The sequence below is a fragment of the Pseudomonas sp. SORGH_AS_0199 genome (assembly GCF_031453735.1).
GTDB lineage: Bacteria > Pseudomonadota > Gammaproteobacteria > Pseudomonadales > Pseudomonadaceae > Chryseomonas > Chryseomonas aestiva.
Window position 1 is genome coordinate 4,797,720 of record NZ_JAVJAE010000001.1, and the last position, 21,232, is coordinate 4,818,951.

At 67.1% G+C, this 21,232-nt stretch carries 19 protein-coding genes and 1 pseudogene; 8 read left to right on the plus strand and 12 right to left on the minus strand.

Features of this window, described 5'->3' with window-relative positions; genetic code table 11:
- Positions 1–24 precede the first annotated feature (24 nt).
- Positions 25–984, plus strand: a complete 960-nt coding sequence (locus QE444_RS22430) for a 2-hydroxyacid dehydrogenase (protein ID WP_187980348.1) — start codon at positions 25–27, stop codon at positions 982–984.
- A 29-nt stretch (positions 985–1,013) separates the two neighbouring features.
- Positions 1,014–2,015: a class I SAM-dependent methyltransferase gene (locus QE444_RS22435; RefSeq protein ID WP_280308785.1), complete on the plus strand. Its 1,002-nt coding sequence runs from the start codon at positions 1,014–1,016 to the stop codon at positions 2,013–2,015.
- Between the two features lie 129 nt (positions 2,016–2,144).
- Here the strand turns inward: QE444_RS22435 and QE444_RS22440 are convergent, their stop codons facing one another.
- Positions 2,145–2,966 (minus strand): M48 family metallopeptidase, encoded by an 822-nt coding sequence (locus tag QE444_RS22440; protein ID WP_133861428.1) that lies wholly within the window; start codon positions 2,964–2,966, stop codon positions 2,145–2,147.
- 1,232 nt (positions 2,967–4,198) lie between these two features.
- On the opposite strand from QE444_RS22440, the pseudogene QE444_RS23740 reads away from it, so the two are divergent.
- Both QE444_RS23740 and QE444_RS23745 read left to right on the plus strand, forming a co-directional pair.
- A pseudogene (locus QE444_RS23740) lies at positions 4,199–4,399 on the plus strand (HAMP domain-containing protein); the annotation flags it as partial.
- Positions 4,373–5,257, plus strand: coding sequence for a methyl-accepting chemotaxis protein (locus QE444_RS23745; protein ID WP_405046491.1), 885 nt, complete (start codon positions 4,373–4,375; stop codon positions 5,255–5,257). The pseudogene QE444_RS23740 and the gene QE444_RS23745, both read left to right, overlap by 27 nt.
- Before the next feature lie 75 nt (positions 5,258–5,332).
- On the opposite strand, the gene QE444_RS22450 is transcribed toward QE444_RS23745, so the two are convergent.
- The 3 genes from QE444_RS22450 to QE444_RS22460 form a co-directional block, all read right to left on the minus strand.
- Positions 5,333–5,950 carry an SOS response-associated peptidase gene (locus QE444_RS22450; protein WP_187980352.1) on the minus strand — a complete coding sequence of 206 codons (618 nt, stop codon included), beginning with the start codon at positions 5,948–5,950 and terminating at the stop codon, positions 5,333–5,335.
- A gap of 183 nt (positions 5,951–6,133) precedes the next feature.
- The gene (locus QE444_RS22455; RefSeq protein ID WP_133861431.1) at positions 6,134–6,394 is read right to left on the minus strand and encodes a putative signal transducing protein; all 261 of its coding nucleotides are present in this window, start codon (positions 6,392–6,394) and stop codon (positions 6,134–6,136) included.
- Entirely contained in the window at positions 6,394–6,576 is a 183-nt protein-coding gene (locus QE444_RS22460; protein WP_017639858.1) for a CPXCG motif-containing cysteine-rich protein, read from the minus strand. Before QE444_RS22460 ends, QE444_RS22455 begins: the two co-directional genes overlap by 1 nt.
- Positions 6,577–6,683: 107 nt before the next feature.
- Between QE444_RS22460 and QE444_RS22465 the strand changes: the two genes are divergently transcribed.
- A complete protein-coding gene (locus QE444_RS22465; protein ID WP_187980353.1) occupies positions 6,684–7,844 on the plus strand; it encodes a 1-acyl-sn-glycerol-3-phosphate acyltransferase in 1,161 nt (386 codons plus the stop codon).
- A gap of 60 nt (positions 7,845–7,904) precedes the next feature.
- On the opposite strand, the gene QE444_RS22470 is transcribed toward QE444_RS22465, so the two are convergent.
- From QE444_RS22470 to QE444_RS22500, 7 genes are all read right to left on the minus strand, one after another.
- Positions 7,905–8,492 (minus strand): YajG family lipoprotein, encoded by a 588-nt coding sequence (locus QE444_RS22470; protein ID WP_133861433.1) that lies wholly within the window; start codon positions 8,490–8,492, stop codon positions 7,905–7,907.
- A gap of 118 nt (positions 8,493–8,610) precedes the next feature.
- A complete protein-coding gene (adeC, locus tag QE444_RS22475) occupies positions 8,611–10,110 on the minus strand; it encodes an AdeC/AdeK/OprM family multidrug efflux complex outer membrane factor (RefSeq protein ID WP_285387799.1) in 1,500 nt (499 codons plus the stop codon).
- A 1-nt stretch (position 10,111) separates the two neighbouring features.
- On the minus strand, positions 10,112–13,249 hold the full coding sequence (locus QE444_RS22480; protein ID WP_133861435.1) for an efflux RND transporter permease subunit: 3,138 nt from the start codon (positions 13,247–13,249) through the stop codon (positions 10,112–10,114).
- Between the two features lie 12 nt (positions 13,250–13,261).
- On the minus strand, positions 13,262–14,455 hold the full coding sequence (locus QE444_RS22485) for an efflux RND transporter periplasmic adaptor subunit (RefSeq protein WP_285387797.1): 1,194 nt from the start codon (positions 14,453–14,455) through the stop codon (positions 13,262–13,264).
- A gap of 347 nt (positions 14,456–14,802) precedes the next feature.
- Entirely contained in the window at positions 14,803–15,381 is a 579-nt protein-coding gene (locus QE444_RS22490) for a YceI family protein (protein WP_059313566.1), read from the minus strand.
- 35 nt (positions 15,382–15,416) lie between these two features.
- On the minus strand, positions 15,417–15,971 hold the full coding sequence (locus QE444_RS22495; protein WP_064307485.1) for a cytochrome b: 555 nt from the start codon (positions 15,969–15,971) through the stop codon (positions 15,417–15,419).
- A gap of 173 nt (positions 15,972–16,144) precedes the next feature.
- On the minus strand, positions 16,145–17,722 hold the full coding sequence (locus QE444_RS22500) for a flavin monoamine oxidase family protein (RefSeq protein ID WP_273860881.1): 1,578 nt from the start codon (positions 17,720–17,722) through the stop codon (positions 16,145–16,147).
- A gap of 173 nt (positions 17,723–17,895) precedes the next feature.
- On the opposite strand from QE444_RS22500, the gene QE444_RS22505 reads away from it, so the two are divergent.
- From QE444_RS22505 to QE444_RS22515, 3 genes are all read left to right on the plus strand, one after another.
- Positions 17,896–19,296 (plus strand): adenosylmethionine--8-amino-7-oxononanoate transaminase, encoded by a 1,401-nt coding sequence (locus tag QE444_RS22505; RefSeq protein ID WP_309741764.1) that lies wholly within the window; start codon positions 17,896–17,898, stop codon positions 19,294–19,296.
- 13 nt (positions 19,297–19,309) lie between these two features.
- Complete coding sequence (locus QE444_RS22510) at positions 19,310–20,038, plus strand: 16S rRNA (uracil(1498)-N(3))-methyltransferase (protein WP_273860882.1); 729 nt, start codon at positions 19,310–19,312, stop codon at positions 20,036–20,038.
- A gap of 64 nt (positions 20,039–20,102) precedes the next feature.
- A complete protein-coding gene (locus tag QE444_RS22515; protein WP_273860883.1) occupies positions 20,103–20,762 on the plus strand; it encodes an HAD-IA family hydrolase in 660 nt (219 codons plus the stop codon).
- On the opposite strand, the gene QE444_RS22520 is transcribed toward QE444_RS22515, so the two are convergent.
- On the minus strand, positions 20,759–21,226 hold the full coding sequence (locus QE444_RS22520) for a chemotaxis protein CheW (RefSeq protein WP_007161686.1): 468 nt from the start codon (positions 21,224–21,226) through the stop codon (positions 20,759–20,761). The genes QE444_RS22515 and QE444_RS22520 overlap by 4 nt on opposite strands.
- Positions 21,227–21,232 lie beyond the last annotated feature (6 nt).

Below are 21,232 nucleotides of genomic sequence, written 5' to 3' on the forward strand. Positions count from 1 at the left end.
CTTCCTTTTTCCGCTGGAGTCGTCATGCCCGTTCGCGCCGTGTTCCTCGACTATGCCTCTCTCGACCTCGGCGATCTGGACCCGGCGCCCTTGCGCGCGGTGTTCGACGAGCTGGAACTCCATCCGGCGAGCGCCCCGGACGAGGTCGCGACGCGCCTGGCCGGCGCCCAGGTCGCCATCGTCAACAAGGTGGTGCTGGACGCCGCCATCCTGGCCGCCTGCCCGGACTTGAAGCTGGTACTGGTCAGCGCCACCGGCACCAACAACATCGACCTGGAAGCCGCGCGCGCCCAGGGCGTGCGCGTCTGCAACTGCCAGGGCTATGGCACCGCCTCGGTCGCCCAGCACACCCTGGCGCTGCTGCTGGCCCTGGCGACCCGCTTGCCGGACTACCAGACAGACGTCCGTGCCGGTCGCTGGCAGACCGCCAGCCAGTTCTGCCTGCTCGACCACCCCATCGTCGAGCTGGAAGGCAAGACCCTCGGCCTGCTCGGCCTCGGCGAGCTGGGCAGCGCGGTGAAGCGCCTGGCCGAAGCCTTCGGCATGCAGACCCTGGTAGGCCAGTTGCCCGGTCGCCCGGCGCGTCCCGGCAGCCTGCCGCTGGCCGAGCTGCTGCCCCAGGTGGATGCCCTGACGATGCACTGCCCGCTGACCGAGCAGACCCGCGGCCTGATCGGTGCGGCGGAACTGGCGGCGATGAAATCCACGGCCTTCCTGGTCAACACCGCACGCGGCGGCATCGTCGACGAACAGGCCCTGGCCGATTGCCTGAGGCGCGGCCACCTGGCCGGCGCCGCCACCGATGTGCTCAGCGTGGAGCCCCCGCGTGACGGCAATCCGCTGCTAGCCGGCGACATTCCGCGACTGATCGTCACCCCGCACAACGCCTGGGGTAGTCGCGAGGCGCGTCAACGGATCATCGGCCAGCTCGCCGCCAATGCCGAGGGCCATTTCGCCGGCACGCCGCACCGGGTGGTCTGCTAAAGTTCGCGCTTTTTTCGCCAGGTAGCCCCATGGATCCGCGCAGCGAAGTCCTCCTCCGTCACCCCGAGCGCTTTGGCGGCGCCTTGCTGCTCGCCGGCTTGCCGGCCGATGACCTGCTCGGCACCCTGCCCGCGGCCAGCGGCTGGAGCTGGCATGCGGGCGAGGCCGAACAACTGGTCCGGCGCTATCCGGGTCGCGTCAGTCTGGGGATCGAACCCCCGGCGGGCGACTTCGCCAGTGCCGTGCTGTTTCTGCCCAAGTCCCGCGAGGCCACCGACTTCCTGCTCACCGCCCTGACTCGCTGCCTGCCGGCCGAAGGCAGTCTCTTTCTGGTCGGCGAAAAGAAGGCCGGTATCGAACGCGCCGCGCGCCAGCTGGGTGCCTTCGGTCAGGCCAGCAAGCTCGACAGTGCCCGCCATTGCCAGCTGTGGGTGGTGCAGGGACCGCGCACCTCGGCCGATCCGCAGCCGGACGCCTGGCTGCAACGCCAGCCACTGGACCGGGCTGGGGTGAACCTGGAAATTCTCAGCCTGCCGGGCGTGTTCAGCCATGGCCGGCTGGATGTGGGCACGGCGCTGCTGCTGGAGCAACTGGATGGCCTGCCCGAAGGTGCGGTGCTCGACTTCGGTTGCGGCGCCGGCGTGGTCGGCGCCGCCCTGGCGCGCCGCTATCCTGCCAGCACCCTGCATCTGCTGGACGTGGACGCCTTCGCCGTGGCCAGCAGTCGTCAGACCCTGACGGCCAATGGTCTGAGCGGAACGGTGATCAGTGGTGATGGCATCGCCGCGGCGCCCATGGGACTGGCCGCCATCGTCAGCAATCCGCCCTTCCACAGCGGCGTGAAGACCGACTACCGCACCACCGAGACCCTGCTGGCCGAGGCGGTGCGTCATCTAAAGCCCGGCGGTGAATTGCGCCTGGTGGCCAACAGCTTCCTGCGCTATCCGCCACTGATCGAGGCGGCCTTCGGCAATTGCCGTACCCTGGCGGAACGCGACGGCTTCAAGGTCTACAGCGCCCGGCGACGGTAGAGACACCGAGCCCTGTTGGGCTTCGCTACGCTCAGCCCAACCTACGGCTATACCTCGGCGCCAGAGCCGCCCCCTCTCCCCCTGGGAGAGGGTTGGGGTGAGGGAAACCTCCTCTCCCAACCCAAAACCTCAGCCCTTCTTCGCCGCCTCGTACAGCGGCATCACCTTGGGAATCGCCGCCTGCAGGGCCTTGGTGCGGTTGGCGTCGGAGGGGTGGGTACTGAGGAATTCCGCCGGCTGCTTGCCCTGGCTGGCCTGGGCCATCTTCTGCCAGAGGGTGATGGCGGCATTGGGGTTGTAGCCGGCGCGCGCCGAGAGCTCCAGGCCGATCAGGTCGGCCTCGTTCTCGTTGCCGCGGCTGAACGGCAGGGTCAGGGCCACCTGGGACACCTGGTCGGCCAGCTGCATGCCGCCCTGGCCAACGCCCAGCAGGGCGCCACCGAGGTTCTCGCCCATCTGGATGGCATAGGCCCGCGACATCTGCTCGCGGCTGTGCTCGCGCAGGGCGTGGGCGATCTCGTGGCCCATCACCGCCGCCAGTTCGTCATCGGTCAGCTTGAGCTGATCGATCAGGCCGCTGTAGACGAAGATCTTGCCGCCCGGGCCGCAGTTGGCGTTGAGTTCATCACTCTGCACCAGGTTGACCTGCCAGTCCCAGTTCACCGCATCCGGGCGGAAGGCCGCGGTCTGCGGGATCAGGCGCTTGGCAATGGCGGCGACGCGCTTGCCGTCGGCGCTGTCATTGGCCAGCTTGCCGGCGGACTTGGCCTCGCTGACCGTCTTGGCATAGGACTGGGCGTACATCTGGTTGACCTGCTGCTCGGACAGCATGCTGAACATGTACTGCTTGCGCTGCACCCCGACCGCACCACCCGAGGTGGTGTTGACGGTCTGGCAGGCGACCAGCAGCAGGCTCAGGGACAGGCCTGCGAGGGGAAGGATACGGCGCATGGGAATCTCCAGGTATCGAGGCGGATACAGTCTAGAGAGGGGCGTCAGACCCGGCAACGTCCGGTAACGCCCGGCAACGCTCTCCTGCCAGGCGATCGGAGGCCTCAATGGATAGGCATCACCGCCGATAGCCCCGGCATCGAACGTTCCCGGAGTCCCCCATGAATTCCCGCTCCATCCGCACCTCCATCACCCTGCTGGCCGGGGCCTGCATCCTGGCGGTGGTCGCTGCCCTGATCGCCTATACCCTGTTCGCCGGTCAGCGCACCCGCGCCCTGGTCGACAGCCACACCGAGGCGCTGGCCGCCACCGCCGCCGAAGCCCGGCTGACGGCCGAGGCCGAGGCGGTGGGCAACCAGCTGCAACGCCAGCTGGACGTCCCCCTGCAACTTGCCAATCAGCTGGCGCAACTCAGCGTGGCCATGGGCAGTCCGGGCGACCAGCAGGTCGAGCTGGATCGCCAGAGTCTGGTGCGCCTGCTGGGCCAGAGTCTGAAGCGCCAGTCCGGCCTGCTCAGCCTCTATACCGTCTGGGAACCCAATGCCATCGATGGCCAGGACGACCGCCATCGGGGCGACGCCGCGGCCGGCTACGACGAGCAGGGGCGCTTCACCCCCTGGTGGCACAAGACCCTCGACGGCGATGTGACGGTGGAACCGATCGGCCCGACCGTGGAAAGCCAGACCCGTCTGCCCTCGGGCGTGCGCGAAGGCGAGTACTACCTCTGTCCGCGGGAAAATCGGACGACCTGCGTGCTCGATCCCATGCCCGACACGGTCAACGAGCAGCAGGTGCTGATCGCCTCCTTCAACGTGCCGATCCTGGTCGGCGGTGCCTTCAAGGGCGTGGTCGGTGCCGACGTGCCGCTGGACTTCATCCAGCGGCAGCTGGTCAAGGCCAATGGCCGCCTCTATGGCGGCGTGGGCCGCATGGCCCTGGTGGCCGGGCGCGGCACCCTGGTGGCCTACACCGCCGACGCCAGCCAGCTGGGCAAACCGGCCGAACCGGCGCTGGGGGCGACCCTGGCCGGCCTCAAGGACCTGGGCGAAGGCGTCACCCGTCGCTTCGACGCCCAGAGCGAGCGCTATCAGGTCTATCTGCCGCTGCGCTTCGCCGGCGACAACCGCCAGGTCTGGACGCTGATCATCGAATTGCCCCGCGCAGCCGTGCTGGCCGACCTCTACAGCCTCAAGGACACCCTGGGCAGCCAACGCCACCAGGACGTGATCGGCATGCTGCTGGTAGGCCTGGCGGTCGCCGGCGCCGGTCTGCTGGTGCTCTGGCTGATCAGCCTGCGCATCGCCCGGCCGCTGCGGCAGATGGTGACCATGCTCGACGCCATCGGTCAGGGTGACGGAGACCTCACCCAGCGCCTCGCCACCGAGCGCCGCGACGAGGTCGGCGCCATGGCCGGCGGCTTCAACCGCTTCCTGGCCTCGCTGCAGAGTCTGATCGGCAAACTGATCCATTCGGTGGGCGAAGTGGCCTCGGCCGCCGAGCACACCTCCCATATCGCCCAGCGCACCCGCGACGGCGTGGAGCGCCAGCTGCAGGAGATCGAGCAACTGGCTACCGCCATGCAGGAGATGACCGCCACCGCCCAGGACGTGGCCGGCAATGCCGGTCGCGCGGCGCGGGCTGCCACCGAGGCGGACGGCGCGGTCAACCAGGGCCAGCGCCTGGTGCAGCAGAACGTCGCCAGCAGCGCCGCCCTCGCCCAGGAGATCGAGCGCGCGGTGGAGCAGGTCCGCCGGGTCGCCGAGGACAGCGAGAACATCGGTTCCATCCTGACCACCATCAATGGCATCGCCGAGCAGACCAACCTGCTGGCGCTCAACGCCGCCATCGAGGCGGCGCGCGCCGGTGAGCAGGGTCGCGGCTTCGCCGTGGTGGCCGATGAGGTGCGCAACCTGGCGCAAAAGACCCAGGTGGCCACCGGCGAGATCCAGAGCATGATCCAGCGCCTGCAGCAGGGTACCCGCGAAGCGGTGACGGTGATGCAGGCCAGCGGTGCCCAGACCAGCACCCAGGTCGCCCAGACCGAGGCCACCCGGCACGCCCTGGACACCATCCTGGCGGCGGTAAGCGAGATCACCAGCATGAATCTGCAGATCGCCAGTGCGGCGGAGGAACAGAGCGCGGTGGCCGAGGACATCAACCGCAACGTGGTCAACATCGGCCAGAGCGCCCAGGCGGTCCACGGCGAAGCCGACAGCGCCTCCCGCGCCGGCCAGCAGCTGCGCGAACTCGCCGAGCAGCAACGCCAGCTGGCGGAGCGGTTCCGGGTCTAGCTCTCTACTCCGTCCCCCTCTCCCTCTGGGAGAGGGCTGGCCCAGGGACTTGCAACGCGCTTTGACGTCTAGGCGCTACAGCGGCGTCAGACACTCCGGCCCGTCCACCTCGGGTCGGTTGACGATGTCGGCCAGCACCCGCTCGCGCAGCGGCATGCCGCCCGCGGCCAGCAGCGCCTGCAGGGCTTCGGGCGTGCTGTCCGGATCCTGCCAGAGGGCACGCCCCGCTTCATCGAGCAGGATGGGCCGCCGCAACGGGCCGGCGGCCTGGGTGACCATGGCCACCGACAGCCAGAGCTGATCCCCGGCCGGATAGGCTTCCCAGAGCGCGGCGAACCAGGCCAGGGGTTCGCCATTGAGCATCCAGTAGGGTCGCTTGCGGTGGTTGCCGCGCCATTCATAGAAGCCGTTGGCCGGCAGCAGGCAACGCCGCAGGCGAAAGGGCTCGCGAAACATCGGCTGGGTGGCCAGGCTTTCGGCGCGGGCATGGGTGGGGGTGCGGGAGAGATCGGTGAGCCAGGGTGGGGTCAGTCCCCAGCGGCCACTGTCGACCCGCTCGCCATCCGCGGTCCGCCGCTGCAGCAGCACCTGCTGATGAGGGGAGATGTTCCAGCGCGGCGGATGCTTTTCGGGGAATCCCGGCAAGCCAGCGAATTCGGCGGGCCAGCGGAACAGGGCGTAGCGTCCGGACATGAAAACCTTTTAGGTTCTTTACGAAAAGTCGCCGAGCGAAGGTCAGGCGAGGCGAAAAGCTGAGGAAGCGGATCGGGCTCGCGAACGAGTTTACAAGTGGTAAATGAGTATTACGACCGGGCTGGCGTGCCAGGCGTTTTTCAACGAAGCATCACCGATGCGTAGGCACTTTTCGTAAAGAACCTAGCAGACGAGGATGCCCTGCTCGGGGGAGGGATCCTCTCCCGGCAAAGGCGTGGCGGCATTGTACGCGGCGATCAGCGCCTGCGCGCGCTGGGCCTCCTCGTCGTCGACCAGCAGGCCGAGCAATCCTGCCGCTGGCAGGTCACCGATGCCACCGAGCAGGTGGCGACCGGCGAGGAAGCCACTGATGCCCTCGCTGGCGAGTACCGCCAGGAGCAGTTCGCCCTCGTGCAGTGACCCCGGCTCATAGATGCGGCGCATCAGTCATCCTCCCGCCGAACCTCGAGATTCCAGTCCTCGCCATCGGTATGCAGGCCGAAGCGGATCGGTCGGCAGCAGACTTCGCAGTCTTCGTAGTAGTCCTGATCACCGCCGCTGAGGTCGAGCACCACCTCGCCCGGTTCGCCGCAATAAGGGCAATCGTATTCCTGGCTTTCCAGCATCTGCCTGCACTCCTTGACCGCCAACCTGCCGCCCATCCGGCCCCTGGCGCTTGCATCTGGCGCCACGCCCACTACTATGGCCGCCGGAATTTCTACAAGAGAACACCATGGGCGAGTTCGAAGCCATTCGACCCTATAACGACGCGGAAGTCCCCGGGGTTCTGGCCCGCCTGATCGACGACGACCACTTCATCGGCATCCTCGCCGGCTACCGGTTCCCGCGCCTGTCCAAGGGACTCGGCTGGGTAGTGCGCCCCCTGCTGCGCACCCGCCTGCGCCAGGAACTGAGTGGTATCCAGAGCGTCGCGGCGCTGCAGGACAAACTCGAACCCTATGTGGATCGCGCCATCGAGAAGGCCTCGGACGGCGTTACCTACTCCGGCATCGACCAGCTGCGCAGCGGCCGCGCCTATCTGTTCCTGGCCAACCACCGCGACATCGTGATGGACCCGGCCTTCGTCAACTATGCCGTCTACCACGCCGGTCTGCCAACGCCGCGCATCGCCATCGGTGACAACCTGCTGCAGAAGCCCTTCGTCAGCGACCTGATGCGGCTGAACAAGAGCTTCATCGTGCACCGCTCCATCAGCGGCCGGCGCGAAAAGCTGGCGGCGTACCAGAATCTGTCCGCCTACATCAATCACTCGATCCGCCAGGACGGCCAGTCCATCTGGATCGCCCAGGCCGAGGGCCGGGCCAAGGACGGCGACGATCGCACCGATTCGGCCATCCTCAAGATGTTCCACATGAGCTGCAAGGACGAGCCCTTCGCCGAGCTGGTCAAGGCGCTGAACATCGTACCGGTGTCCATCAGCTACGAATTCGATCCCTGCGACCAGGCCAAGGCCCGTGAACTGCACACCCGCGCCACCACCGGCAGCTATGCAAAGGCGCCGGGCGAAGACGACGTCAGCATCGCCCGGGGCATCACCGGCTACAAGGGCCGGGTGCACGTGGCCTTTGGCGAGCCGGTCACGGGTGAGTTCGAGGATGCCAAGGCGCTGGCCCAGGAAATGGACCGGCAGATTCTCGGCAACTACCGGCTGTTCCCGGCCAGTTACCTGGCCTATGCCGCCTGGGAGGGCCGCGATCCGGACCTGGCCGTGCCCGCGGTGGACAGCCTGTTTCCCGCCGAGGAAATCGCGGTCGCCCGCAGCGAATGGGAAAGGCGACTGGCCGAGTGTCCGGCGCAGTACCGAGAGCAACTGGTGCGCCAGTACGCCCAGCCGGTGCTGAACAAGTACCGCGTCCTGGCCGGTCTGGAATAGCCCAGGCGCGCTCATGAAAAAGCCCGGCACGAGCCGGGCTTTTTTGTGGACGGTCGCGGCTCAGTGGCCGCTGAGCACCTGCACCACGGTCGGATCCTTGAACACCCGGGTCAGGGCATCGCTCAGCACATCGCTGACCAGCTTGGTGTTGGCCTCGGCGTTGGGCGCCATGCCGAAGCGCTGGTTGAGGCTGGCGCCATAGCGACCCTTGTAGCCGCGCTGGCTGTTGCGCACCTCGACCTGGAAGGCCGCGGCGACGTCGGACGCGGTGACGTACAGCTCCTTGGGCGACTGATAGTTCAGTTCGGCCAAGGTCAGGGTCAGCTGGGGCGCACCGGGACCGGCATTGGGCGACGGGGTGAAGCCCATCTGGCGTACGGCCTTCTCGGCTTCTGCCTGCAGCTTGGGAATCACGTCCTGGGTCTGCACCACCACCACGCTGGTGTCGGGATAGAGACCGCCGCGGGTGCCGAGGGTGAAGGAGGAACGGCCGTCGACCACCCGGACCGAGACCGGCTGGCCCTGGCCGACCGGCGCGATGGGCGCGGTGATCTGGGGTTGCGGACTCAATTGCTGAGGGCTGCTGGCGCAGCCGGCCAGGGTCAGACCAGTGGCGGCGAGCAGGCCGAGCAACAGGCGATAGCGCATGCAGAGACTCCGAAGAAAGGGACAGGGGGCAGTATACCCAGCCCCCCAGCGGCGTCGATAGACCGGCCTTCCGGACAAGGAAACGCCGGCACGGGGCCGGCGTCGTTCAGACCAGGCGTTACGGCTTGGCCGCCAGCGGCGGCCGGGTCTGGCTGCGTTCCAGCCAGCCGCCACCGAGGGCCTTGTACAGGGTGACCTCGCTGTTGAGCTGGTTGAGCCGGTCGGTGATCAGCTGCTGCTGGGCGCTGTACAGCGAGCGCTGGGCGTCGAGTACCGTGAGGTAGTTGTCGATGCCCTGGCGATAGCGCAGGTTGGCCAGGTCGTAGTACTCCTGGCTGGCCTGCACCAGCTCCTGCTGGGCCTGCAGCTGGTCGTCGTAGGTGCCCTTCGCCGCCAGGGCATCGGCCACCTCGCGGAAGGCGGTCTGGATCGACTTCTCGTAGGTGGCGACGTTGATGTCCTTCTGGATCTTCGCCGCATCCAGGCTGGCCTTGAGGCTGCCGGCCGTGAAGATCGGGATGTTGATGCTCGGCGAGAAGGTCCAGTAGCCGGAACCGGCGTCGAACAGGCCGTTCAGGTCCCGGCTGGCCGTGCCGCCCTGGGCGGTCAGGCTGATGCGCGGGAAGAAGGCTGCCCGGGCCGCGCCGATGTTGGCGTTGGCGGCGCGCAGCTGCAACTCGGACTGGAGGATGTCCGGACGCTTCTGCAGGAGATCCGACGGCAGATTGGCCGGCAGGTCGGCGAGCAGATCGGTACCGTCCAACCCCTTGCTCTGAGGCAGCTCCGCCGGGATCGAGGTACCCAGCAGCAGGGCCAGGGCATTGCGATCCTGGGCCACCTGGCGGGTGTATTGCGCCAGATTCGCCCGCGCCCCTTCCAGGGCGGTGCGCGACTGGCGCAGGTCCAGGCCGCTGGCCACACCGTTCTCCACGGTCTGGCGGGTCAGGTCGTAGGAGCGCTGATAGGCCGCCAGGGTCTCGCGGGTCAGTTGCAGCATGCGCTGGTCGGTGAGCCAGGCGTAGTAGGCGTTGGCCACTTCCGAGACCAGCGAGATCTGGGTGCTGCGGCGTCCTTCGCTGGTGGCGAAGTAGTTGAGCAGCGCCTGCTCGCTGAGGCTGCGCAGGCGACCGAACAGGTCCAGCTCATAGGAGGTGAACCCCAGGGTCACGCTGTACTGGCTGCTGATGCTGCCACCACTGCCACCCGCGCCATTGGCGCTGTTGCCGGCGAGCAGTTCGCGAATGGCGGAGACCTGGCTCAGGTCCTCCGGCTGGCGGGTACGGGTCCCGGTGCCACTGACCGCGATGTCGGGAAACAGCTCGGCGCGCTGCACGCGGTATTGCGCCTGGTAGAGGCGCACGTTCAGCGCGGCCTGGCGCAGGTCGCGGTTGTTGTCCAGCGACAGCTGGATCAGCTGCTGCAGGGCCGGGTCGCGATAGAAATCGCGCCAGCCGATGTCGGCTGCCTGCTGGTCACGATTGACCGTCAGGGCATCGTAGGCCTGGCCATGGGGCCAGGCGTTCTCCACCGGCGCATTGGGTCGCTGGTAATCGGGGATCAGGCTGCAGCCGGACACGGCCAGCATGCTCACGACCACCGCCAAGACAGACTTCTTCATATCAGTGTCCTTCCTTGCCATGGGCTTCCTGGTCCTTGGTGGCCTTGTCCTTGAACAGGCTGCTGACCACCACATAGAACATGGGAATCCAGAAGATCGCCAGGATCGTGGCGGTGAGCATGCCGCCGATCACGCCGGTACCCACGGCGTGCTGACTGCCGGAACTCGCGCCCGAGGAGATCGCCAGGGGCACCACGCCCAGGATGAAGGCCATGGAGGTCATGATGATGGGGCGCAGGCGCATGCGCGAGGCTTCCACCGCCGCATCGACGATGTTCTTGCCGCCCTCGTGCAGCTCCTTGGCGAATTCCACGATCAGGATGGCGTTCTTCGCCGCCAGGCCGATGGTCGTCAGCAGACCGACCTGGAAGAAGACGTCGTTGGCCAGGCCACGGAAGTAGGTGGCCAGCAGGGCCCCCACCACCCCCAGCGGCACCACCAGGATGACCGCGATCGGGATCGACCAGCTCTCGTACAGCGCCGCCAGGCAGAGGAACACCACCAGCAGCGACAGCGCATAGAGCGCCGGCGCCTGGGAGCCCGACAGGCGCTCCTCGTAGGACAGACCGGTCCAGGCAATACCCACGCCCTGCGGCAGGTCCTTGGCCATGCGTTCAATCTCGGCCATGGCGTCACCGGTGCTGTAGCCGGGCGCCGCGGAGCCGAGGATCTCCAGCGAGGAGATGCCGTTGTAGCGCTCCAGCTTGGGCGAGCCGTAGATCCACTCGCCGCGGGCGAAGGCCGACACCGGCACCATCTCGCCGGCGCTGTTGCGCACGTACCACTTGTTGAAGTCCTCGGGATTCATCCGCGCGCTGGCTTCGCCCTGCAGGTACACCTTCTTCACCCGACCGCGGTCGATGAAGTCGTTGACGTAGCTGGATGCCCAGCCGATGGACAGCGTCTGGTTCACGTCGCTCTGCGACAGGCCCAGGGCGCGCACCTTCTCGTCGTCGACGATGAGCTTGAATTGCGGCTCGTCGTTGAGGCCATTAGGACGGGTCTGCACCAGCTTGGAATTCTGCGCGGCCATGCCGAGCAGCTGGTTGCGCGCGGCCATGAGCGCCTCGTGGCCGATGCCGCCCTGGTCCTGCAGGTAGAAGTCGAAGCCGGTGGCGTTACCCAGCTCCAGCACCGCCGGCGGGACGATGGCATAGACGATGGCGTCCTTGATGCCCGACAGGTAGCCCATGGCCCGACCGGCCACGGCGCTGGCGCCGTCCTTGGCGTCCGGGCGCTGTTCCCAGGGCTTGAGCTGGATGAACGCCAGACCCGAGCTCTGACCACGACCGGCGAAGTTGAAGCCGTTGACCGTGAACATCGAGCTGACCGCGCTCGAATCGTTCTTCATCATCATCTCGCGCATGGTGTCGAGCACCTTCTGCGTCCGCTCGGCACTGGAGCCCGGCGGCGTGGTGACCTGGGCGAAGATCACGCCCTGGTCCTCTTCCGGCAGGAAGGACGACTGGATGCGGGTGAAGAGGAACACCATGACGCCGACGATCAGCAGGTACAGCAGCAGGAAGGGCACCTTGTGCCGGATCACCGCGGCCACGCTGCGCTCGTAGCGGTGCTGACCGCTCTCGAACTTGCGGTTGAACCAGCCGAAGAAACCGCGCTTCTCGTGGTGCCCCTGCTTGACCGGCTTGAGCAGGGTGGCGCACAGCGCCGGGGTCAGGATCAGCGCCACCAGCACCGAGAGCACCATCGAGGAGACGATGGTGATGGAGAACTGGCGATAGATCACCCCGGTGGAGCCGCCGAAGAAGGCCATGGGCACGAACACCGCCGACAGCACCAGGGCGATACCGACCAGGGCGCCCTGGATCTGGCCCATGGACTTGCGCGTCGCCTCCTTGGGCGAGAGCCCCTCCTCGGCCATCACCCGCTCGACGTTTTCCACCACCACGATGGCATCGTCCACCAGCAGGCCGATGGCGAGCACCATGCCGAACATGGTCAGGATGTTGATGGTGAAACCGGCGGCCAGCAGCACCGCGAAGGTGCCCAGGAGCACCACGGGGACGGCGATGGTGGGGATCAGGGTGGCCCGGAAGTTCTGCAGGAACAGGAACATCACCAGGAACACCAGCAGGATCGCCTCGCCCAGGGTCTTGACCACCTCATGGATCGAGGCGGTCACCACCGGGGTGGTGTCATAGGGATAGACCACCTCCATGCCCGGCGGCATGAACGGCTTGAGGCGCTCGATGGTGGCGCGGACCGCCTTGGCGGTGTCCAGGGCATTGGCCCCGGTGGCCAGACGCAGCGCCATGCCGGAGGCCGGCTTGCCGTCGAACTGGGCATCGATGGAGTAGTTCTCGCCACCCAGCTCGACCCGCGCCACGTCACGCAGGCGCACCTGGGCACCGCTCTGGTCGACCTTGAGGAAGATCTTGCCGAACTCCTCGACGCTGGTCAGGCGGGTCTTGCCGATGATGGTGGCGTTGAGCTGCTGCCCCGGCACCGCCGGCAGGCCGCCGAGCTGACCGGAGGCGATCTGCACGTTCTGGCTCTGGATGGCGCTGCTGACGTCGACCGGCGTGAGCTGGTACTTCACCAGCTTCTGCGGATCCAGCCAGATGCGCATGGCGTACTGGGCACCGAATACCTGGAAGTCGCCCACACCGCTGGTCCGCGCGATGGGATCGCGCATGTTGGAGACGATGTAGTTGGACAGGTCTTCCTTGGTTAGGGAGCCGTCCATGGAGACCAGGCCCACCACCATCATGAAGTTGCGCTGGTACTTGGCGACGCGCATGCCCTGCTGCTGGACTTCCTGCGGCAGGAGCGGCGTCGCCAGCTGCAGCTTGTTCTGCACCTGGACCTGGGCGATGTCGGAATTGGTGCCCTGGTTGAAGGTCACGATGATGGTCATGCTGCCGTCGGAGTTGGACTCCGAGGAGATGTACCTGAGGTTGTCGATCCCGTTCATCTGCTGCTCGATGACCTGGACCACGGTGTCCTGCACCGTCTGCGCCGAGGCGCCCGGGTAGCTCACCTGGATCGAGACCGCCGGAGCGGCGATGTTCGGGTACTGGTTAATCGGCAGCGTGAGGATCGACAGAATGCCGGCGAGCATGATCACCAGGGCGATTACCCAGGCGAAGATGGGCCGGTCGATGAAGAACTTGGACATCAGGCGCTCCCCTTACTGACCCTGATCCGCCGGCTTCTGCTCGGCGGAGGCGATGTTGCTCGCCGGCTTGGTGGTGACGGTGGCACCCGGCTTGATCTTCTGCAGACCTTCGGTGATGACCTTGTCACCCGCCTTGAGGCCGTCGGTGACCAGCCATTCGGCGCCGACGGTGCGCTCGGTCTTGAGGATCCGCTGCTCGACCTTGCCTTCGCCGTTGACCACCATGGCGGTGGGCTGGCCCTTGAGATCGCGGGTCACACCCTGTTGCGGCACCAGCAGGGCATTCTGGCGCACGCCGGATTGCAGCTCGGCACGCACGAACATGCCGGGCAGCAGCAGCTTGTCGGGGTTGGGGAATTCGGCGCGGATGGTCACCGAGCCGGTGCCCTGGTCCACCGAGACCTCGGCGAACTTGAGCTTGCCGGGACGGCTGTAGGCAGTGCCGTCTTCCAGCATCAGCTTGACCTGGGCGGCGTTCTCGCCCTGCACCTTCTGCAGCTGACCGCTGTCCAGCTCGCGGCGCAGGCGCAGCAGATCGGTGGCGGACTGGGTCACGTCGACATAGATGGGATCGAGCTGGGTGATGCTGGTCAGGGCGCTGGTCTGGTCGGCGGTGACCAGGGCGCCTTCGGTCATCATCGAGCGCCCGATGCGCCCGGAGATGGGCGCGGCGACCTTGGTATAGGCTAGGTTGATCTCGGCGTTGCGCAGCGCGGCCCTGGCCGATTCCACCTGGGCTTCGTTCTGCCGCTGCATGGACAGCGCATCGTCGGCTTCCTGCTTGCTGATCGCCTGCTCCTTGACCAGGGCGCCATAGCGCTGGGCCTTGAGCCGGTTGGAGGCCAGGGTCGCCTGGGCCTGGGCCAGGGAGGCCTTGGCGGAATTGACGTTGGCCTCGTAGGTACGCGGATCGATCTGATAGAGCTGGGTGCCGGCCTTCACGTCGGCGCCTTCGGTGAAATAGCGCTTGAGCAGGATGCCGCTCACCTGCGGCCGCACCTCGGCGATGCGGAAGGCGGACGTGCGCCCGGGCAATTCGTCGGTCAGGGTGACGGTGCGAGGCTGCATCGTCACCACCCCGACCTCCGGGGGCTTCTGCTGCTGTTGCTGCTGGTCCTTGTTGTCCTGCTTGCCGCAGGCACCCAGGGCCAGGGCCACGGCCAGCAGGGCGGGAGCGAAAAAGGCATGCGCCGGCTTGATCTGCATATCAAAAGTCCTTGAAAGCGGGGAAATGAGCATGCGCAGCGCGCCTTGTGGATCCGCACCGGCTCGAGCATAGGAATTATTATCAGACAAATATACTTACGTTCACGACTGTTTGTAAATAACCCAAGCGCCTTACTCGGGTATCTCGCCGGCTACTCCGACGTCTCGTGAAAATGGCTATGCCGACAGAAGTCAGGCCAGTGCGACCGACCTCGGTAGCAGACCATGAGGCGGGAGGCGAGTTCTGCCGGGGAATCCCGGTGTCGCCCGCCTCGTCGGCAAAAACGACCAGGCATAAAAATGCCGGACGAATCCGGCATCTTTGGTTACAACCTGCGGGCGTCCCGTTACTGGCGCACGCCTTCGAAGGACAGCATGAATTCCACTTCCTGGGATTTCGGGCCGAGGTCCTTCTGGATGTTGAAGTCCTTGAGCTTGAGGGTGGTGGTGCCCTCGAAGCCGGCGCGGTAGCCACCCCACGGGTCCTTGCCCTCGCCCATGAAGTGGGCCTTGATGGTGACCGGCTTGGTCACGCCGTTCAGGGTCAGGTTGCCGGTGACGTCGGCGGTGCCATCGCCGGTGGGAGTGACCTTGGTCGATTCGAAGCTGGCCTGGGGATGGGCGGCGACGTTGAGGAAGTCGGCGCTGCGCAGGTGCTTGTCACGCTCGGCGTGGTTGGTGTCGACGCTGTCGGTGTTGATGGTCACCTTGACCTTGTCGGCGGACGGATCCTTGGCATCGAAGCTGAAGTTGCCGTCGAAGTCCTTGAAGGTGCCGTACAGCCAGCTGTAGCCCAGGTGCTGGATGCGGAACTGGATGAAGGCGTGCTGGCCCTGCTTGTCGATCTTGTAGTCGGCGGCCATGGCCTGGCCAGCGCCCAGCAGAGCGGTACCCAGGGCCAGGGCGGCAACGGTTTTCTTCAGCATTGGATGGAGCTCCAGGTGGTGGTGGGAAGCGAACATCAGGAAGGAGTGTGGACCCGACCGAGCATGCGGACCAGGGTGCCGTCGCGGTCGACGAAATGGTGCTTGAGCGCGGCCACCACGTGCAGACCGGCCAGGACGATCAGCGTCCAGGCGAACCAGAGGTGGATCTTGCCGGCGGTATCGGCCTGATCCGGCAGGCCGCTCAGGGTCGCCGGAACCTTGAACCAGCCGAAGACATCGATGGCCACGCCATCGGCGGTGGAGATCAGATAGCCGGCCACCATGACGCTGAGCATCAGCCCATAGAGCAGGAAGTGCCCGGCACCGGCGGCGCGGCGCACCAGGGGGCTGCCCTCCACCGGCGGCGGCGGACTGACCAGGCGCCAGAGCAGGCGCAGCACCAGGGCGATCAGCAAGAGGATGCCGGCGCTCTTATGCAGTTCGGGGGCGGTGTGGTACCAGGTGTCGTAGTAGTCCAGGGTGCGCATCCACAGGCCGGAGGCGAACATGGCGACGATCGCCAGGGCCATGACCCAATGCAGAACCAGACTTACCAGACCGTAGCGAAGGCCATCGTTGCGCCAGTGCATCGCTTTTCTCTCCTGAAAAAGCTTTGCCTAAGCCTAGCCGCAAACGTATCGATGGAAAGCGGAAAAAGTATCGAATCAATATCGAAGGAATCGATGGATCGGACGGCGCGCGAAGGCCCCGTCCGCTCCGACCCAGACGCTGCGCGATGGCAGCGCCCGGGCTCAGGCAGGGATCAGAACGACCAGTGGAACAGCTTCCAGAAGAAGCCGTGCTCGCCACTGTCCTTGGCCGTCGCAGCGGCGGCGGCCTTGGGCGCAGCAGCCGGCTGGGCAGCGGTCTTGGCACTGGCCACGACCGGCACCACGGCCTTGCCGGCCTTGAGATCGCGGACCTGACCGGCAGCGCGCTGACCGCTGGCCAGGGCGCCTTCCAGGGTGCCCGGATGCAGCGGATCGGTGTGCTCGCCAGCGAAGATCACCCGGCCGGCGGGCTTTTCCCACAGCCGCCAGTAGCGGGTGATCTGGCCCGGACCATAGGCCAGATAGGCACCGCCCACGCCCGGATCGCGGCTGTAGCGACGGACTTCGTAGCCGGAGAAGGCACCCCGCGCCTTGGGGTAGAAGGCGTGGAAGCGGATCAGCACCTGATCGACCATCTGCTTGTCGCCAAAGGCCTGCACCAGACGCGCGCTGTCACCGGCCAGGTTAACCAGCACATTGGCGCCGCCCTTGACGTCCGGCTCCACCCACAGCATGCCCAGGCCCTGGTCGCTGTAGATCTCGCCGCTCATGCGCGACTTGCTGTCCCACACCGGGGTCTTGAACTTGAGCAGGATCTGGTCGCGCCAGCCATAGGTGGTGCCCTTGATCGCCGCCTGCTGGGTAGCATCCAGCGCCGGGGTCATCTGCACCTGGCCGAGGGCGCGCAGCGGCACCGCCATCACCACGTAGTCGGCCTTGTAGCCGGTGGCACCGGCCTTGACCACGACACCATCCTTGTCCTGGACGATGCTGGAGACCTTGTTGTCAGTCTTGATCGTCTTGATCTGCTTGACGAAGGCCTGGGCCAGCACCTCGCTGCCACCGGGCAGACGGGAGGCGCGCAGGTCCTTGTCGTCGACGCCGCGATAGACGCGGGTCTGCTGGGCCAGATAGAGCAGCGACAGCCGCGAGGGCTCGTCGTAGCGGACGCGGATGCGCTGGTTGATCAGCTGGCGCGCCACCGGCGGCAGATTCTGCTTGTCCAGCCAGGTGGCGGCGTTGATCTGGTCGAGGGCGTGCAGGGTCGGGGTGGCGGTCGGCTGCAGCGGATCGCTGATGGCGGCAGCCAGATCGTCCAGGGACTTGTCGACGCGTTTGAGGGCATCGGCCACGGCCGGCATCTTCTGCGCCAGGTCTTCCTGGGAAAAGTACTGGCCTTCGATCAGATAGCCCGGGGTGCGCACGAAGGACGGCGCGTCCACGGTCTTGAGCTTGAAGGTGTCCAGGTAGTGGTTGAGCACCGGCTGGGCCTTGGTGTCGCCGATCCATTCGCTGGAGGCGAGACCGGAACGACCGCCGACGCGCGCGCCGGCTTCCAGCAGGGTCACGTTCCAGCCGGCCTGCTGCAGTTCATAGGCCGAGGCCAGACCGGCCATGCCGGCACCGACCACGATCACCGAGGGACCACTGGGCGCTACGGGTGCCGCGGTAGCCTTTTCCGGCGCCTTGTGCGTCTCTTTATGGGCCTTCTCGGCAGCGCCTGCGCTCAGGCTGGTAGCGAATACGCCGGCTGCCAAGCAGACGGTAAAACCTGTCCAACGCGACGACATCTTTTCTAGACTCCTGGGACCGGGAAACGGCGGTGGCGCAGCATACGCCAGCGGCCCCGGGGCAACCAGACGGCGCCATGACCGGCAATCGGCCCGCGCCTTGCTCCCGTCGCGCGCCCTGGCTTAGGCTTGCGCCCCCTTTTTATCGCCGGGCCCGCCGCCAGGAGACGCCAATGACCAATCACGACTGGATGCGCCGTGACCTGGAGGTGCTCTGGCACCCCTGCACCCAGATGAAGGATCACGAGCAGCTGCCGGTGATCCCGATCCGCCGTGGCGAAGGCGTCTGGCTGGAGGACTTCGACGGCAAGCGCTACCTGGATGCCGTCAGTTCCTGGTGGGTCAATGTCTTCGGCCACGCCAATCCGCGCATCAACGAGCGCATCAAGGCCCAGGTCGACCAGCTGGAGCACGTCATCCTCGCCGGCTTCAGCCACCAGCCGGTGATCGAACTGTCCGAGCGCCTGGTCGCCCTGACCCCGGCCGGCCTCGACCGGGTGTTCTATGCCGACAACGGCTCCTCGTGCATCGAGGTGGCCTTGAAGATGAGCTACCACTACTGGCGCAACGTGGGCCAGCCGGAAAAGCGCCGCTTCGTCACCCTGACCAACAGCTACCACGGCGAGACGGTCGCGGCCATGTCGGTGGGTGACGTGGCGCTGTTCACCGAGACCTACCAGGGTCTCTTGCTGGACACCCTCAAGGTGCCCAGTCCCGATTGCTACCTGCGCCCCGAGGGCATGGACTGGGAAGCGCATTCGCGGCAGATGTTCGCGCACATGGAGCGCACCCTGGCCGAGCACCACGCCAGCGTCGCCGCGGTCATCGTCGAGCCGCTGATCCAGGGCGCCACCGGCATGCGCATGTACCACCCGGTCTATCTGCGCCTCCTGCGCGAGGCCTGCGATCGCTATGGCGTGCACCTGATCCACGACGAGATCGCCGTGGGCTTCGGTCGCACCGGGACGATGTTCGCCTGCGAGCAGGCCGGCATCCGTCCGGATTTCCTCTGCCTGTCCAAGGCCCTCACCGGCGGCTACCTGCCGCTGGCCGCCTGCCTCACCACCGATGCGGTCTACCAGGCCTTCTACGACGACTACCACACCCTGCGCGCCTTCCTGCATTCCCACAGCTACACCGGCAATCCGCTGGCCTGCGCCGCCGCCCTGGCGACCCTGGACATCTTCGCCCAGGACGACGTCATCGAGGCCAACAAGCCCCTGGCCCGGCGCATGGCCGAGGCCACCGCGCACCTGGTCGTTCATCCCCACGTGGGCGAGGTGCGCCAGACCGGCATGGCCCTGGCCATCGAGATGAGCGCCGACAAGGCCCGCCGTACGCCCTACCCCTGGCAGGAGCGCCGCGGTCTCGCCGTCTATCAGCACGCCCTCTCCCGTGGCGCCCTGTTGCGACCCCTGGGCAACGTGGTCTACTTCCTGCCGCCCTATGTCATCACCCCCGAGCAGATCGACTTCCTCGCCGAGGTGGCGAGCGAAGGCATCGAGCTTGCCACCCGCACCTCGGTCAGCGTCGCCCTGAGCGACCTGCACCCCAACCACCGCGATCCCGGCTGATCTGGAGTCCGCCATGCGTCTAACCCGCTGCCACCTCGACCTGCCCCTGGCCCTCGGCCACCTCGACCTGCCCGAGGCTCAGGCCCACTACCTGGGCCGCGTGCTGCGCCTGGCGCCGGGGGATGCCATGCAATTGTTCGACGGCAGCGGCCGCGAATACCTCGGCCAGGTCACCGCGGTGGGCAAGAAGACCCTCAGCGTCGAGCTGACCGAGGAACTGCCCGGCCAACCCGATTCGCCGCTGCGCATCCACCTCGGCCAGGGCCTGTCCCGCGGCGAGCGCATGGACTGGGCGATCCAGAAGGCCACCGAACTGGGCGTGGCCGAGATCACCCCGCTGGTCAGCGAACGCTGCGAGGTGCGCCTCAAGGATGAACGCGCCGACAAGCGCCTGCAGCACTGGCGCCAGGTCGCCATCAGCGCCTGCGAACAGTGCGGTCGCTCCACGGTGCCGCTGATCCATCCGCCGCAGCTGCTGGCCGACTGGCAGGCCGGGCTGGACGCCGATCTCAAGCTGGTCCTGCACCCGGTGGCGGAGCCTCTGGAAAGCCATGCCCGCCCCACCCGCCTGGCCCTGCTGATCGGCCCGGAAGGCGGCCTGAGCGAGGCCGAAGTCACGGCCGCCCGCGCCGCTGGTTTCCAGCCGGCCCGCCTGGGACCGCGGGTGCTGCGCACCGAGACCGCCCCGGTGGTGGCCCTGAGTGTGGCCCAGCAACTCTGGGGTGATTTCCAGACCCCCTGATCTGCCCGCGGGCCGCTGCCCACGGCGGTCCGTCCCTTCCCCACGGATAGTTTTGGAGCCCCGGATGACCCTGCCCTCTCGCCCCTACGCCGCCTTCCTGTTCGACATGGACGGCACCCTGCTCACCAGCGTGGCCTCCGCCGAACGCGCCTGGAGCACCTGGGCACTCGGCCACGGCCTCGATCCGGCGGACGTCCTCGCCGTGATGCACGGAGTGCGGGCCGTGGAAACGGTGCAACGCTTCGCTCCGGCGGGCGCGGACATCGACGCCGAGACCCGCGCCATCACCGAACTGGAGATCGCCGACGTCGCCGACATCCAGGAAATCCCCGGCGCGGCGGCCTTCCTCGCCAGTCTGCCAACCGGCAGCTGGGCGCTGGTCACCTCGGCCTCGCGCCGGCTGGCGGAAGTGCGGCTCGCCGCGGCCGGCATGGCCCTGCCGCCGGTGATGATCTGCGCCGAAGACGTCACCCAGGGCAAGCCCGCGCCGGACTGCTTCCTGGCGGGTGCGCGCAAGCTGGGAGTGGCGATCGGCGACTGCCTGGTGTTCGAGGATGCCCACGCCGGCTTTGCCGCGGCCAAGGCGGCCGGCGCCGATGCCGTGGCCATCACCGCGACCCATCGCCAGCCGCTGGACCTGGGGCTGCCGACCCTGGCGGATTACCGCGGAGTCGCTGTCAGCCTGGATGAAAACGGCAAGATGCGCCTCACCCGGCAGTCCTAGAACACACCAGCAGCGGCCAGCCGTTCTTCTACGCCGATCAGATCGGGAATGCGCGCCGTGCCGCCTTCGTAGGCCACGGCGCCCAGCTCCAGGGCGGCCAGGGGCACCTCGGCGGCGACCAGCTCCGGGGTGATGCGCAACGAGCGCGGAATGCTGCGGATCAGCAGCGCCAGGAAGCGCACCCGCTCACGCCCACCCAGGGCGTTGAGGATGGCCACCCGCGCATGGCGATCGCCATCGAATTGCGCGGCACTGCCGCTGGACAGCGCTTCGAAACTGATCAGCGGCAGGCGCAGATCGCGCCAGGCGACCTGGCCCAGGCACCAGTCCGGCTGCACCGGCAGCGGCCGGATCTCGCGACAGGGCACCAGCTCGGCGACCGCCGCGTTGGGCAGCAGCAGGGTACGATCGGCCAGGGTCAGCAGCAGACCGGTCAGGTGTTCGGCGGGAGCGGCGGTCGACATGGGGAA